This window comes from Variovorax sp. PMC12 (assembly GCF_003019815.1).
Taxonomy (GTDB): domain Bacteria; phylum Pseudomonadota; class Gammaproteobacteria; order Burkholderiales; family Burkholderiaceae_C; genus Variovorax.
The window spans coordinates 4313239-4327323 of sequence record NZ_CP027773.1 but is presented as its reverse complement, the minus strand read 5'-3'; the positions used below and the strand labels follow the sequence as shown (position 1 = coordinate 4327323).

The window sequence follows — 14085 nt, the reverse complement described above, 5'->3', positions numbered from 1 at the left end:
GTTGATCGGCCGCGCTCCAGCAGCGTGCCCCGTGCACAGGGCGTCGGGTGCTCCCCGCAGCGAAATAAAGGAGGAGGCCGCAGGCCGGGGGACATTCGCGGAGGGGAGTACCCGACGACCTGCGCACGCGCCCCGAAAAAATTCGACCGACACCAAAATCCCATACCGCATTCAACCCAGGAGTCCACTGCCATGCGCGTTCCCGCTCTGACAATCCGTCCGCTTGCCCTCGGCCTCGCCCTCGCTGCTGCCGCCTTCGCCGTGCAGGCGCAGGAAAAAGTGGTGTTCGCCACCAACTGGAAAGCGCAGGCCGGCCACGGCGGCTTCTACCAGGCGCTGGTGGACGGCACCTACAAGAAGTACGGCCTCGACGTCGAGATCCAGCAGGGTGGCCCGATGGTCAACAACCGGCCGATGCTGCCGGCCGGCAAGGTCGACTTCCTCATGACCGGCAACCTGCTGCAGTCCTTCGACAACGTGAAGAACGGCGTGCCCACCGTGGTCGTCGCGGCCTTCTTCCAGAAAGACCCGCAGGCCATGTTCGCGCACCCGGGCCAGGGCTTCGACACCTTCAAGGACATGACCAAGGCGCCCGTGGCCTTCATCGGCAAGGACGGCCAGTTCAGCTTCTGGCAGTGGATGAAGTCGGAGTACGGCTTCAAGGACTCGCAGCTCAAGCCCTACACCTTCAACGTCGGCCCGTTCCTGGCGGACAAGAAGTCCATCCAGCAGGGCTATGCCATTTCGGAACCGCTGTCGATCAAGGCGCAGGCCGGCTTCGACCCCGTGGTGCAGCTGCTGGCCGACAACGGCTTCTCGACCTACGCGACCACCATCGAAACCCGCGCCGACCTCATCAAGAACAAGCCCGAGACGGTGCGCAAGTTCGTCGAGGCCTCGATCATCGGCTGGAACAACTACCTCTACGGCGACAACAAGGCCGCCAACGAACTCATCGCCAAGACCAACCCCGACTCGCCCATCGCCGCGCTGCAGGGCTCCATCGAGCTGATGAAGAAGATGGGCATCGTCGACAGCGGCGAGTCGCTCACCAAGGGCATCGGCGCCATGGACGAGGCCCGCGTGAAGGACTTCTACGACAAGATGGTCAAGGCCGGCCTGTACAAGCCCGGCGAGGTCGACCTGTCGAAGGTGGTGACCACGCAGTTCGTGAACAAGGGCGTCGGCGTCGACGTCCGCAAGAAGCTCACCGGCAAGTAAGCACGCCGGTTTTTTCCCGTGGGTCGCGCGGGGCTTGCGCCGGGGTCAGATGCCGGCGCCTGGGTTGCCATAAGGCACTGCGCGGCCTTTTGTCCTTGGGCTCTGACCCCGTCTCGCCGAACAGGCGAACCGGCCCTCAAATGAAAACGCTCGTCGTCCACTGCCATCCGAACCCTGACAGCTTCAATCACGCGCTCTACCGCACCGCCCTCGAGGCGCTCGAGCCCCGGCACTCCGTCAAGGCCATCGACCTGTACGCCGAGGGCTTCGACCCGACGCTGACACGCGAGGAGCGCATGGCCTACCTGGACAACCCCGAACTGATCCGCGAACGCGTGAAACCCCACGTCGATGCGCTGCTGTGGGCCGAGCACCTGGTGTTCGTCTACCCCACCTGGTTCCACGGGCCGCCGTCGATGCTCAAGGGCTGGCTGGAGCGGGTGTGGCTGCCGGGCGTGGCCTTCCTGCCGGCCGAGCGCAAGGGGCAGCTCGCGAAGTCGGGCATGCGGCACATCCAGCGGCTGACGGTGGTGACCACGGGCGGCTCGCCGCGCTGGTTCGTGATGGCGATCGGCGACCCGGGCCGGCGGCTGTTCACGCGCGCGCTGCGGGCGCTGTTCGCATGGCGCTGCAAGGTGACGTGGCTGCAGCTGCACGACATGAACGCCGCGACCGCGCACGACCGCAGCCATTTCATTGCGCGCGTGTCGCGCAAGCTGCAGAGCATCTGAGCCATTTCAAACAGAAAGAATAGGGAGCTCGCACCATGAGCCTCGAACGCACGCTCACCGTCCGCGTCGAACGCATCTCGCGGCAGACGCCGGAAATCCTGGCCTTCGAGCTGGCCCATCCGTGGGGCCGGCCGCTGCCGGCCTACGAGGCCGGCGCGCACATCGACGTGCACATGCCCGGCGGCTTCTCGCGCCAGTACTCGCTGGCGCGGGCGCCTTCGGGCAACGCGGCGCCTTACGTGATCGGCGTGAAGCGCGAGCTCGGCAGCCGCGGCGGCTCGGCATCGATGCACGAGCGCGTGCGCGAAGGCGACCTGCTGCCGATCAGCGCCCCGCGCAACACCTTCCCGCTGCGCGAGGAAGCCGCGCATCACCTGCTCCTGGCCGGCGGCATCGGCATGACGCCGCTGCTGGCGATGGCGCAGGCGCTGGCCGCGCGCGGCGCCTCGTTCACGCTGTGCGTGTTCGCGCGCAGCGAGGAGCACCTGGCCTTTGCAGACGCGCTGCACGCGCCCGCGCTGGCGCCGCATCTGCGGCTGCACCTGGACCAGGGCGACGCCTCGCAGCGCATCGACCTGCGCGCGCTGCTGGCCGAGCGCGCGCCGGGCACGCATCTCTATGTGTGCGGGCCGGGCGGCTTCATGCAGGCGGTGCGCGACGCGGCCGCAATGACGGATTGGCCCGAAGACGCCCTGCACGCCGAATACTTCGCCGCCCCCACCGACGCCAACACCGCCACCGGCCTGCCCTTCACGCTCAAGCTCGCGCGGCGCGGCATCAGCGTGCCGGTGGCGGCCGACCAGACCGCCGTCGATGCGCTGCACGAAGTCGGCATCGACATCCCGGTGTCGTGCCAGCAGGGCCTGTGCGGAACCTGCGTGGTCGAGGGCGACGGCGAAGGCGCCGAGCACCGCGACTTCTGCCTGACCGGCAGCGAGCGCCGCCACAAGGTGGCGCTGTGCTGCTCCCGCGCCAGGGGCACGGAGCTGGTGCTTCAGCTGTGAACGCGCGCGCTTCCAACAACACCACCACCAAGCCCCCCGCCGCTGCCGACGAGGGCGACGGCGAGGCCCCCGCCACGCGCGGACGCTCGCGCAAGTACACGCAGGTGCTCGGCCTCATCAACCAGGCCGCCATCGAGGTGTTCGCGAGCGAGGGGCTGGCCGGCGCGTCGACCCAGGCCATCGCCGACAAGGCGGGGCTGTCGAAGGCGCAGCTGCACTACTACATCGAGAGCAAGGAAGCGCTGTACCGGCAGGTGCTGCAGGACATCCTGACCGACTGGATCGTGGTGTTCGGTTTCAGCGACGAAGCCTTCGGCCCGCGCAAGGTGCTGGGCGACCTGATCCACCGCAAGATGGTGTTCTCGTTCGACCATCCGCTGCGCTCGCGCATCTTCACGGCCGAGATGATGCGCGGCGCGCCGGTCATCAACGACATGATGACCACGAGCAAGGCCCGCACCGACCAGGCCGCCGCCGTGATCCGGAACTGGATGAACCAGGGCCTGATGGACAAGGCCGACCCGATGCTCGTGCTGTTCCACATCTGGGCAGTGACGCAGTTCTATGCCGACCATGCCACGCAGGCCGCCTACTTCCGCGATACGGCCCAGCAAGGCGACGAGAAAGACCGGCGCTACCTGATCGAGCAGGTGACCGATTTCCTGCTCAAGGGCGCGGGGGTCAGGTAGAGCGCTTCGAAGGAAGGTACATCGTGGCCTCCACCTCGACGAGCACCTCGTCCCCCGGCAGGAAGCGCGACACCTCGACCACCGTGCTCACCGGCGGCTCGCCCGGATAGAAAAGGCCGCGCACGCGGTTGTAGAAGGCGTAGTGCGGCAGGTGGCGGAAGTACTGCACCAGCTTGACCACGTCTTCCATGGTGCCGCCGTGCTCGGCGGCGATCTGGCGGATGCGCTCCAGCACGAACCAGCTCTGCGCCACGATGGGCGCCTCGAAAACGTCCACCGACATCTGGCCGGTGGCGTAGCCCACGCCCTGCAGCGCGGTGCGCGCTTCTTCGGGAATGGCGTCGTAGCCGGCGACGGCGCGGCGCGTGGCCGGGTCGACCGCGACCACGCCGCTCATGAAGACGAAATCGCCGACGCGCTTGGCGGCGGCATAGTTGGCCATTGGCTTGCCCATGCTCATTGGGTTTTCTCCAGATTTTTCTCGATGATCCGGCCGGCGCGGATGACGGTGCGTTGCCGTCCGCGCGGGCCGATGAGTTCGTGTTCACCGGTGGCCGACAGCACCAGCAGATCCGCCGGGCAGCCCGGTGCGATGCGCCCGTCCCACGCGAGCCCCAGCGCCTTCGCGGGGTTCACGGTAATGGTGTCGAGCCAGTCGGCCGCGGGCGCCAGGTGCGCCACCTGCACGCCGAGGCCGAAGGTCTCCAGCAGGTCGTAGCTGCCGTAGGGATAGAAGGCGTCCTGCACGTTGTCGGTCGCCAGGCTCGCACGCAAGCCCCGTGCCGCCGCCTCGCGGATGCGCGTGATGCCGCGCTGCACCGGCGTGCGGTCCCATGCGCCCTGCAGGTAGAGGTTGGTGGTGGGCAGCGCGATGAGATGCAGCCCGGCGCCCGCGCACAGCGCGAGGGTTTCGCCCGCGACCGCATCGTCCTGCACCGACAGCGAGCAGGCATGGCCGCAGGCCACGCCGCCCTTGAAGTCGCGCGCGCGAACCAGTTGCGCGATGCTGCGCAGGCCGCCGGCTTCGGCGTCGAGCCCTTCGTCCACGTGGAAGTCGAGCGCCAGCCCGTGCTGCTGCGCCAGGTCGAACACGCGCCCCAGCTTGTGCACGATGCCGTCGTTGCGGTAGACGAAGGCGCCCAGCACGCCGCCCGCGCGCTTCACCTCGCGCGCGATGCGCTCGCCGGCCGCGAGGTCGGCGAACAGGTCGAGCGGCGTGAGCGAAACGAACTGCAGCTCGACGCGGCCGCGCCATTCCTCGCGCAAGGCTTCGAACACGGGCAGCGCGGCCGGCGGCTCGGCCTGCACCCAGTCGAGGTGCGTGCGCAGCGCGCGGGTGCCGCACTGCCATGCGTCGTGCAGCGCGCGCTCCATGCGCAGGCGCAGCGACTCGCCGGTCCAGCTGTCGCGGTGCCGGTTCATGCGGTCGATGGCCGCGAACAGGTTGCCCTGCGCGGCGCCCACGTCCTGCACGGTGTAGTTCTTGTCGATGTGCGCATGGGCCTCGACCAGCGCGCTCAGCAGCGTGCCACGCGCGTGCTTCTGATCGGCGCTCGGCGTGATCGATTCGACCTTGCCGGCAGCCAGCACGATGTCGAACAGCTCCGCGTCGCCGGCACCGAAGCCCCGCAGCGGCGCCGGAATGCGCAAGGCCTCGAGCTTCATGCGCGCTGCCGCCAGGCGCGCAGCCAGCCCAGGCCGGCCGACGTGCCGCCGGGTTCGGCGCCGCGGGCGGGCCGGTACTCGCAGCCGACCCAGCCCTGCCAGCCGCACTGCGCCGACACCTCGTCGATCACGTCGAACAGGTAGGGGTAGTTCTGCTCGCCGATGTCGGGCTCGTGGCGCTCGGGCACGCCCGCGATCTGCAGGTGGCCGACGCGGCCGGTGGGCAGGTATTTGCGGATCTTCATCGCCACGTCGCCTTCGACGATCTGGCAGTGGTACAGGTCCATCTGCACCTTGAGGTTGGGCGCGCCGACGGCTTCGACGATCTCGTGCGCATGGTCTTGCCGGTTGAGGAAGAAGCGCGGAATGTCGCGCGTGTTGATCGGCTCGATCAGCACGTCGCGCCCGGCCTTGGCGGCTTCGGCGGCGGCCCAGCGCAGGTTGTCGAGGTACACGGCCTGCACTGCATCGCGCTCCAGGCCTTCGGGCACGAGGCCGGCCATGACGTGGATGCGCGGGCAGTCGAGCGCCACGGCGTAGTCGACGGCCCTGGCGATGCCTTCGCGGAATTCGGCGTCGCGCCCCGGCAGGCAGGCGAGGCCGCGGTCGCCGCCGTCCCAGTCGCCGGGCGGGCCGTTGAAGAGCACCTGCTTCAGGCCGTTGGCCTGCAGGCGGGCCACGATCTCTTTCTGCGGGAAGGCATAGGGGAAGAGGTATTCGACGCCGTGGAAGCCGTCTTGCGCGGCGGCGTCGAAGCGGTCGAGGAAGTCGAGCTCCGGGTAGAGCATCGAGAGGTTGGCGGCGAATTGGGGCATGGGGTGTTTTTACTACCAGCGCGCGCCGAAGGTGCGGCGCAGTTCATCGATCTGTGCGGCATCCAGCGGCTCGGGGCTTGCAGCCTGGGTGAGCATCCGGAGCCGGGCGGTTTCCTCGAGTTCCTCGAGCACGGACATGGCGGCGGCGGGGGTGTCGTGCCAGACGTTGGGGCCCAGGCGCGAGAGCATCACGGCGCGGATCGGGGTGCCGGCGGTGCCCATGCGTTCGATGGCCTGAGCGACTTGTTCGGCCGCCTCGGCTGCACCGGGACGGTGGTACGGAATGACCGGCACATGGCCGACTTTCATCACGAAGTAGGGCGTGAGCGCGGGGAGCAGTTCGTCGCCTGTCGGGTTCAACGTGAGCGCGACGCAGTGGGTGCTGTGGGTATGGATGACGCAGGCGGTGTGTGCGTCGAACTTGCGCGCGGCGGCGTAGATGCGGGTGTGCAGCGCGATGGTCTTGCTGGCGCGGTCGCCGCTCGTCTGCCGGCCTTGCGCGTCGAGCCTTGCAAGGCGTGCGGGGTCGAGGAAGCCGAGGCAGGCGTCGGTCGGCGTGATGAGGAAGCCGTCGTCCAGCCGCACGCTGATGTTGCCGGCGGTAGCGTGCACGTAGCCTCTGTCGAACAGGCTGCGGCCTGTGCGGCAGATTTCTTCTCTGGTTTGGGTTTCGGTCATTTCTTTTAACGCTGTTGTTCGGGGGGCTGCACAGGCCACCGGGTACTCCCCTCCGCGAATGTCCCCCGGCCTGCGGCCTCCTCCTTTATTTCGCTGCGGGGAGCACCCGGCGCCCTGTGCAGTGGGCACGCTGCTGGTGCTCGGCCGATCGACCGGCGCTCTGTCCAACGCTCACGGCGATGGGGTGCCTTGCGCAGCGAAATAAAGGAGGAGCCCGAAGGGCGGGGGACATTCGCGGAGCAAGGTACCCCGTCGACGTGAGCGAGCCCTGAATCACGAACGTCATCCAAGCACCGCAAACGCCTTGGTAAAAAAATCATCGCTGCCAAAGTTGCCCGACTTGAGCGCGATATGCAAGCCGCCTTCAGGCGCAGCGTCGGAACGCGCATGGCACCACGGCACGCCGGGGTCGATCTGCGGGCCGATCTGCATCTGCGAGATGCCCAGCGCCTGCACGCATGCGCCGGAGGTTTCGCCGCCGGCCACCACCAACTGGCGCACACCGCGCTCGACCAGGCCACGCGCGATGGCGGCGATGGTGCGCTCGACCATCGCGCCGGCCTCCTCCACGCCGAGCTTGCCCTGCACCGACTTCACGGCGCCGGCATCGGCTGTGGAGTAGACAAGCACGGGGCCCTTGTCGATCAACGGCGCAGCCCATGCCAGCGCTTCTGCCGCGACGTCGACGCCCTGCGCAATGCGCAGAGGGTCCACGGCCATGGCCGCGCCGCCGCGCTGGATGAAGTCTTGCACCTGCCGGTTGGTGGCGAGCGAGCAGCTGCCAGAGACCACTGCCGTCTTGCCGCCGGCCTCCGGCAATGCGCTGGCCTGCGAGGAAGGCGCGAGGCCGAAGTTGGCCGGCAGGCCGATGGCGACGCCGGAGCCTGCGGTGACGAGCGGCATCTTCGCGAGCGCGGGGCCCATGCGCACCAGGTCGTCGTTCGACACCGCATCGACGATGGCGATCGAGATTCCTTCGGCCTTCAGCTGCGCGATGCGTTCGCCGATGGCCGCCGCGCCGCGCGCCACCACGGCGTAGTCGATCAGCCCCACCCTGCGCTCGCACTGCGCCTGCAGCACGCGCACCAGGTTCGGGTCGGTCATCGGCGTGAGCGGATGGTTCTGCATGCCGCTTTCGTTCAGCAGCACGTCGCCAGCGAACAGGTAGCCCTTGAACACGGTGCGCTTGTTGTCGGGGAAAGCGGGGGTGGCGATAGTGAAGTCGCAGTTCAGCGCGTCCATCAACGCTTCCGTGACGGGGCCGATGTTGCCCTGCGGCGTGCTGTCGAAGGTGGAGCAGTACTTGAAGTAGATCTGCTGCGCGCCCTGCGCCTGCAACCAGCGCAGCGCATCCAGCGATTGCGCGATGGCCTCGGCCGGCGCGATGGTGCGCGACTTGAGCGCGACCACCACGGCATCGACATCCGCGTCGAGCGGCGGTCGTTCGGCCCCCGCGCTCGGCGCTTCGGGCACGCCGATGGCCTGCACCACGCGCATGCCGGCGCGCACCAGGTTGTTGGCGAGGTCGGTGGCGCCGGTGAAATCGTCGGCGATGCAGCCGAGCACGAGCTTGGCCATGGCTCAGTCCTTCAGCGGCAGCTTCACGGCCTGCGCGTTCTCTCGCACATAGTCGCGCAGGATGGCGTCGAAGCTGGCGTCGGCCTCCAGGCCCAGCGCCTCGGCGCGCGCGGCATTGATGCGGCTGGGCCAGCTGGTGACGATCTTCGCGACGGCGGCATCGGGCGCCCAGTCGATCAGGCCAGTGGCTTCCTTGCCCGCGATGCGTTCGAGCGCCTGCGCCATGTCGCGCACGGTGGTGGTGAGCGCGGGCAGGTTGACGGCCGTGCGCGCGCCCCACTCGGCGGCGCTGGCCGTGGCCGCGCGGACGATGCCGGCGACGGTGTTGCCGGGAGAGGCCAGCGCGACCGGCGTGTCGGGCGGCACGGGGCAGCGCGCGCGCTCGCCGGCCAGCGGCTCGCGCAGCATGCCGCTGAGGAAGCTGGAGGCCGCGCCGTTGGGCTTGCCCGGGCGCACCGACACCGTCATGAGCCGCACGTTGCGGCCCTGCACGAAGCCCTTGCGCGTGAAGTCGGCCACCAGCTGCTCGCCGATGAACTTCTGGATGCCGTAGCTGTTCTGCGGCGTCGGCAGCGTGGTGTCTTCGATCACCGCCGGCAGGCGCTGCTCGGGCGAATCGCCGAACACCGCGACCGAGCTGGAGAACACGAACACCGGCGCATGGCCGGCGCGGCGCGCGGCTTCGAGCAGGCCGCGCGTGGCGTCGAGATTGCTGCGCATGCCGAGGTCGAAGTCGGCTTCGCACTCGCCGCTGACTGCCGCGGCGAGGTGGAACACGAGCTGCGTCTCGGCCATGGGCAGCGCGCCGCTCGCGAGCTGTTCGAGCAGGTCGCCCTGCACGAACTGCACGCGCGCATCGCCGGCCAAGTCGGCGGGCGGCGGCACGCGGTCGGCCAGGGTGATGCGCGACACGGGCTGCGCGGCGGCGCCGGCCAGCGCGAGATGGCCGCCGGCGAGCAGCGTGCGGGCGAGGCGGGCGCCGAGAAAGCCGCAGCCGCCGGTGATGAGGATGTTCATGTGTGTGTCTCTCTGTGCTTTCTTTTCAGGCTTCTTTTTTCGGGGCCGGCACCTCGATGCCGGGGAAGATCTTGATGACCGCGCTGTCGTCCTCGCGCGCGTAGCCCGCGGTCGAGGCCTGCATGAACATCTGGTGCGCGGTGGACGACAGCGGCAGCGGAAACTTGCTGGCCCGCGCCACGTCGAGCACCAGTCCCAGGTCCTTCACGAAGATGTCGACGGCCGACAGCGGCGTGTAGTCGCCTGCCAGCACATGGGCCATGCGGTTCTCGAACATCCAGCTGTTGCCGGCGCTGTGCGTGATGACCTCGTAGAGCGCGGCCGGGTCCACGCCTTCGCGCAGGCCCAGCGCCATCGCCTCGGCCGCGGCGGCGATGTGCACGCCCGCCAGCAGCTGGTTGATGACCTTCACCTTGCTGCCCGCGCCCGCGCGGTCGCCGAGGCGGTAGACCTTGGCGGCCATCGCGTCGAGCACCGCGCCGGCTTTCTCGTAGGCGGCCGGCGTGCCGGCGGTCATCATCGTCATCTGGCCGCTGGCGGCCTTGACGGCGCCGCCGGAGATGGGCGCGTCGAGGTACAGGATGCCGAGCGTCGCGAGGCGCGCCTCGAGCGCGACAGACCAGTTGGGATCGACGGTGGAGCACATCACGAACAGGCTGCCGGGCTTCATCGATGCGGCGCAGCCGGGCGCGGTGCCGTCGCCGAACAGCACCGATTCGGTCTGCGCGGCGTTGACGACGACGGACACCACGATGTCGCACTGCGCGCCCAGCGCCTCGAGCGTGGCGCAGGCCGTGCCGCCGTCTCGGGCGAAGGCCTCGGCGGCTTCGCGGCGCACGTCGAACACATGCGGCGCATGGCCGGCGCGGCGCAGCGACTGCGCCATGCCGGCACCCATGGCACCAAGGCCCACGAGGCCGACGACGGGGACAGGTGAAGAGGTCATGGACGCGCTTTCCTTGGACGGTGGTACAGCGTAGGCCACGATGGCCTGCGGCTCGATTTGTAAGGTCATCATACAAATTCCCATCGCTCGAGCCGATCCGATCTAACCCGCACCGGGGCGTGCGCGGCTCAGTTGCGCGCGGGCCAGCCTTCGACCAACGGCCGCGCGAGCCGGGCGCCCTCCTGCTGCCAGAACGCCGGGTCGGCCTGCTCGATGCGGCGGATCGCGTTGTCCATGTGCGACTTGGCGGCTTCGCGCGCGCGCACCGGGTCGCCAGCGTCGATGGCGTCGACGATCAGCGCATGCTCCTGCGCCACCTGGGCGGCGAAGTCGGCTCGGCGTGCCTCGTTGGCGCGCGTGACGCGGGTGGCGCCATGCAGGAACTGCCGCAGGTACTGCAGCGTGCCAAGAAGGAAGGGGTTGCGCGCGGCCTCGGCGATGGCGGTGTGGAAGCGCACGTCTTCTTCGGCCCCGTTGCCGCCGTCCGCCGCCGCCGCCTTGAGCGCCTTGATGGCTTCGCGGATGCGGCGCAGGTCGGCCTTGGTGCGCCGCTCGGCGGCCAGCGCGGCCACCTCGGCTTCGAGCGCGCGGCGCAGCTCGACCATCTGGACCACCGCCTCGCGCGAGGCGACATGCGGCATCTCGAAGCGCAGCGGCTCGATGCCGGCGGCGCGCACATACACGCCGCTGCCCTGGCGCGAATCGACCAGGCCCAGCGACTTGAGCCGCGACACGGCTTCGCGCACCACGGTGCGGCTCACGCCGAACTGCGCGGCCAATGCGGTCTCGGTGGGAAGCCGGTCGCCTTCGGACAGGCGACCGCTGCGCACCTCCGCGGCCAAGGCATCGGCCACCTGGTCGGCCAGGCGGACGGTGGGGGCGACGGACTGGAAGCGGGCGGTCATGGGCGTGGTGCGGCGATGGGCTGCGACTCTAACGCAGCCCCAGCGCGGACCGTTCCCGCCCGTTGCGCCGTGCCCGGCCTGCTCAGGCCAGCGCGTGGCGCGCGGCGCTCGCGATGCTGGCCGCATCCACCCCGAAGAAGCCGCGCAGCGCAGCGCGCGTGTCGCTGCGACCGAAGCCGTCGGTGCCCAGCGTGATGTAGCGGCGGCCTTCGGGCAGGAAGGCGCGCACGCTCTCGGGCACGGCGCGCACGTAGTCGGTGGCGGCAACGATGGGCGCCTTGCCGCCCTTGCCGAGCTGCCGCGCGACGAACGCAGCGCCGGCATCTTTCTCGCCAGCCAGTGCGCGCTGCTCGCAGGCCAGCCCGTCGCGCGCGAGTTCGCTCCAGCTCGTGACGCTGAACACCTCGGCCTCGATGCCTTCGTCGGCCAGCAGCTGCGCCGCCTTGACGACTTCGGTGAGGATCGCGCCCGAGCCCATCAGCGTGACCTTCTTCTTCGCCTTGCCCGATGCCGGCGCGTAAGTGCCGAAGCGGTAGCAGCCGCGCAGGATGTCGCCTTCCGCGCCCTCGGGCACGTCGGGCTGCGCGTAGTTCTCGTTCATGAGCGTGACGTAATAGAACACGTCCTGCTGCTCGACCATCATCTCGCGGATGCCCGCGTCGACGATCACCGCCATCTCGCCCGCATACGCCGGGTCGTAGGCCTTGCAGTTGGGAATGGTCGCGGCCACCAGGTGGCTGCTGCCGTCCTGGTGCTGCAGGCCTTCGCCGCCGAGCGTGGTGCGCCCCGACGTGGCGCCCAGCAGGAAGCCGCGCGCACGCTGGTCGGCCGCGGCCCAGATGGCATCGCCCACGCGCTGGAAGCCGAACATCGAGTAGTAGATGTAGAACGGCAGCATCGCCAGGCCGTGCACGCTGTAGCTGGTGGCAGCCGCCGTCCAGCTCGCGATGGCGCCGGCCTCGCTGATGCCTTCCTCGAGGATCTGCCCGTCGGTGGCCTCGCGGTAGCTCAGCACCGAGCCGATGTCTTCCGGCGCATAGCGCTGGCCCACGCTCGAATAGATGCCCACCTGCTTGAACAGGTTGGCCATGCCGAAGGTGCGCGCCTCGTCGGCCACGATGGGCACGATGCGCGGGCCCAGGGCCGGGTCTTTCAGCAGGTTGCCCAGCATGCGCACGAAGGCCATGGTGGTGCTCATTTCCTTGCCGGCGGCCGCGGTCGCGAACTGCGCGTAGCTCGCGATGTCGGGCTTGGCCACCACGTCGCAGGCGGTCTCGCGCCGTGGCATCGCGCCGCCGAGCGCTTCGCGGTGCTGGCGCAGGTAGCGCATCTCGGCGCTGTCTTCCGGCGGGCGGTAGAAGTCCATTGCCGTGGCCTGCGCGTCGGTCAGCGGCAGGTTGAAGCGGTCGCGGAATTCGATCAGGTCCACGTCGCCCATCTTCTTGTGCGAGTGCGTGGTCATCTTGCCCTGCGCGGCGCTGCCCATGCCGTAGCCCTTCTTGGTGTGGGCGAGGATCACGGTGGGCTGGCCCTTGTGCCGGGCCGCCGCCGCGTAGGCCGCGTGGATCTTCACCAGGTCGTGGCCGCCGCGCTTCAGGCGGTCGATCTGCTCGTCGGTCATGCCTTCGGCCAGGCGCGCGAGCTCGGGGTTCTGTCCGAAGAAGTTGTCGCGGTTGAAGCGGCCGTCCTTGGCCGCGAAGGTCTGCATCTGGCCGTCGACGGTGTTGGCGAACACGCGGGCCAGTGCGCCGCTCACGTCCTGTGCGAAAAGGCCGTCCCAGTCGCTGCCCCACACCAGCTTGACGACGTTCCAGCCCGCGCCGGCAAAGAGCTTCTCGAGCTCGTCGATGATGCGGCCGTTGCCGCGCACCGGGCCGTCGAGCCGCTGCAGGTTGCAGTTGACGACCCACACGAGGTTGTCGAGCTTCTCGCGCGCGGCGAGCGTCAGCGCGCTCATCGATTCGGGCTCGTCCATCTCGCCGTCGCCGAACACGCCCCACACCTTGCGGCCTTCGCAGTCGAGCAGGTTGCGGTGCGTGAGGTAGCGCATGAAGCGCGCGTGGTAGATCGAGCTGATGGGGCCGATGCCCATCGAGCCGGTGGGGAACTGCCAGAAGTCCGGCATCAGGTACGGATGCGGATAGCTGCACAGGCCGCGCGCGCCGCTGCCGTCGGTGAAGGCGGGCGCGGTGAGTTCCTGGCGGTAGTGCTTCAGGTCTTCCTCGCTCAGGCGGCCTTCGAGATAGGCACGGGCATACACGCCCGGCGCGCTATGCGGCTGGAAGAACACCAGGTCGCCGCGATGGGCGTCGCTGCGCGCATGGAAGAAATGGTTGAAGCCGGTTTCGAACAGGTCGGCCGCGCTGGCATAGCTGGCGATGTGGCCGCCGAGTTCGCCATACGCCTGGTTCGCCTTGGCCACCATCGCGAGCGCGTTCCAGCGCATCAGCGAGGCGAGCTTTTCCTCGATGGCCAGGTCGCCCGGAAACGGCGGCTGGTCCTGCGCGGCGATGGTGTTGACGTACGGCGTGGCCAGTTCGGGCTGCCAGCCGATGCGCTGCTGGCGCGCCAGCCGTGCCAGCTCGGTGAGCATCTGCTTGGCGCGCTGCGGACCCTGCGACTGCGCCAGCGCCAGGAAGGCGTCGCGCCATTCGGCGGTCTCGGCGGGATCGGGGTCGTGCGACAGCGGCGTATCGAGCAGCAGCGCGCGCATCTGGTCGGCGGAAATCGGGGCGTTCATGGCGGCACTTTAGGCCGGCATGCGAAGAATTAGCTACCGGCGCGTGCAAGTCCATGCGCACCTCGCGGCATAAAATTCCGCGAAATTACGGAGACG

Annotated in this window: 13 protein-coding genes; 4 read left to right on the top strand and 9 right to left on the bottom strand. The window is 69.2% G+C overall.

The features are described 5' to 3' along the window. Positions 1 to 192: 192 nt before the first annotated feature. The 4 genes from C4F17_RS20000 to C4F17_RS19985 all read left to right on the top strand — a co-directional run bounded on the left by C4F17_RS20000 (position 193) and on the right by C4F17_RS19985 (position 3645). Positions 193 to 1221, top strand: a complete 1029-nt coding sequence (locus C4F17_RS20000) for an ABC transporter substrate-binding protein (RefSeq protein WP_081268772.1) — start codon at positions 193 to 195, stop codon at positions 1219 to 1221. Between the two features lie 140 nt (positions 1222 to 1361). Further along, on the top strand, positions 1362 to 1952 hold the full coding sequence (locus C4F17_RS19995; protein ID WP_081268771.1) for an NAD(P)H-dependent oxidoreductase: 591 nt from the start codon (positions 1362 to 1364) through the stop codon (positions 1950 to 1952). Positions 1953 to 1987: 35 nt separating this feature from the next. Further along, positions 1988 to 2956, top strand: a complete 969-nt coding sequence (locus C4F17_RS19990) for a PDR/VanB family oxidoreductase (protein WP_106936419.1) — start codon at positions 1988 to 1990, stop codon at positions 2954 to 2956. Continuing rightward, on the top strand, positions 2953 to 3645 hold the full coding sequence (locus C4F17_RS19985) for a TetR family transcriptional regulator C-terminal domain-containing protein (protein ID WP_106936418.1): 693 nt from the start codon (positions 2953 to 2955) through the stop codon (positions 3643 to 3645). The genes C4F17_RS19990 and C4F17_RS19985 overlap by 4 nt, the downstream gene beginning before the upstream one ends. On the opposite strand, the gene C4F17_RS19980 is transcribed toward C4F17_RS19985, so the two are convergent. The 9 genes from C4F17_RS19980 to mdeB all read right to left on the bottom strand — a co-directional run bounded on the left by C4F17_RS19980 (position 3638) and on the right by mdeB (position 13989). Beyond that, the gene (locus tag C4F17_RS19980; RefSeq protein WP_081268768.1) at positions 3638 to 4105 is read right to left on the bottom strand and encodes a RidA family protein; all 468 of its coding nucleotides are present in this window, start codon (positions 4103 to 4105) and stop codon (positions 3638 to 3640) included. The genes C4F17_RS19985 and C4F17_RS19980 overlap by 8 nt on opposite strands. Next, entirely contained in the window at positions 4102 to 5310 is a 1209-nt protein-coding gene (locus C4F17_RS19975) for an amidohydrolase family protein (protein WP_106936417.1), read from the bottom strand. The genes C4F17_RS19980 and C4F17_RS19975 overlap by 4 nt, the downstream gene beginning before the upstream one ends. Further along, positions 5307 to 6125, bottom strand: coding sequence for a 2-oxo-tetronate isomerase (otnI, locus tag C4F17_RS19970; protein WP_106936416.1), 819 nt, complete (start codon positions 6123 to 6125; stop codon positions 5307 to 5309). Before otnI ends, C4F17_RS19975 begins: the two co-directional genes overlap by 4 nt. Before the next feature lie 12 nt (positions 6126 to 6137). Further along, positions 6138 to 6803 carry a class II aldolase/adducin family protein gene (locus C4F17_RS19965; protein WP_106936415.1) on the bottom strand — a complete coding sequence of 222 codons (666 nt, stop codon included), beginning with the start codon at positions 6801 to 6803 and terminating at the stop codon, positions 6138 to 6140. Between the two features lie 282 nt (positions 6804 to 7085). Next, on the bottom strand, positions 7086 to 8381 hold the full coding sequence (otnK, locus tag C4F17_RS19960) for a 3-oxo-tetronate kinase (RefSeq protein WP_106936414.1): 1296 nt from the start codon (positions 8379 to 8381) through the stop codon (positions 7086 to 7088). A 3-nt stretch (positions 8382 to 8384) separates the two neighbouring features. After that, positions 8385 to 9398, bottom strand: a complete 1014-nt coding sequence (gene denD, locus C4F17_RS19955) for a D-erythronate dehydrogenase (protein WP_106936413.1) — start codon at positions 9396 to 9398, stop codon at positions 8385 to 8387. Between the two features lie 25 nt (positions 9399 to 9423). Then, positions 9424 to 10344 carry an L-threonate dehydrogenase gene (ltnD, locus tag C4F17_RS19950; protein ID WP_106937623.1) on the bottom strand — a complete coding sequence of 307 codons (921 nt, stop codon included), beginning with the start codon at positions 10342 to 10344 and terminating at the stop codon, positions 9424 to 9426. 128 nt (positions 10345 to 10472) lie between these two features. Continuing rightward, positions 10473 to 11249, bottom strand: coding sequence for a FadR/GntR family transcriptional regulator (locus C4F17_RS19945; RefSeq protein ID WP_106936412.1), 777 nt, complete (start codon positions 11247 to 11249; stop codon positions 10473 to 10475). 82 nt (positions 11250 to 11331) lie between these two features. Further along, the gene (gene mdeB / locus C4F17_RS19940; protein ID WP_106936411.1) at positions 11332 to 13989 is read right to left on the bottom strand and encodes an alpha-ketoglutarate dehydrogenase; all 2658 of its coding nucleotides are present in this window, start codon (positions 13987 to 13989) and stop codon (positions 11332 to 11334) included. Positions 13990 to 14085: the final 96 nt, after the last annotated feature.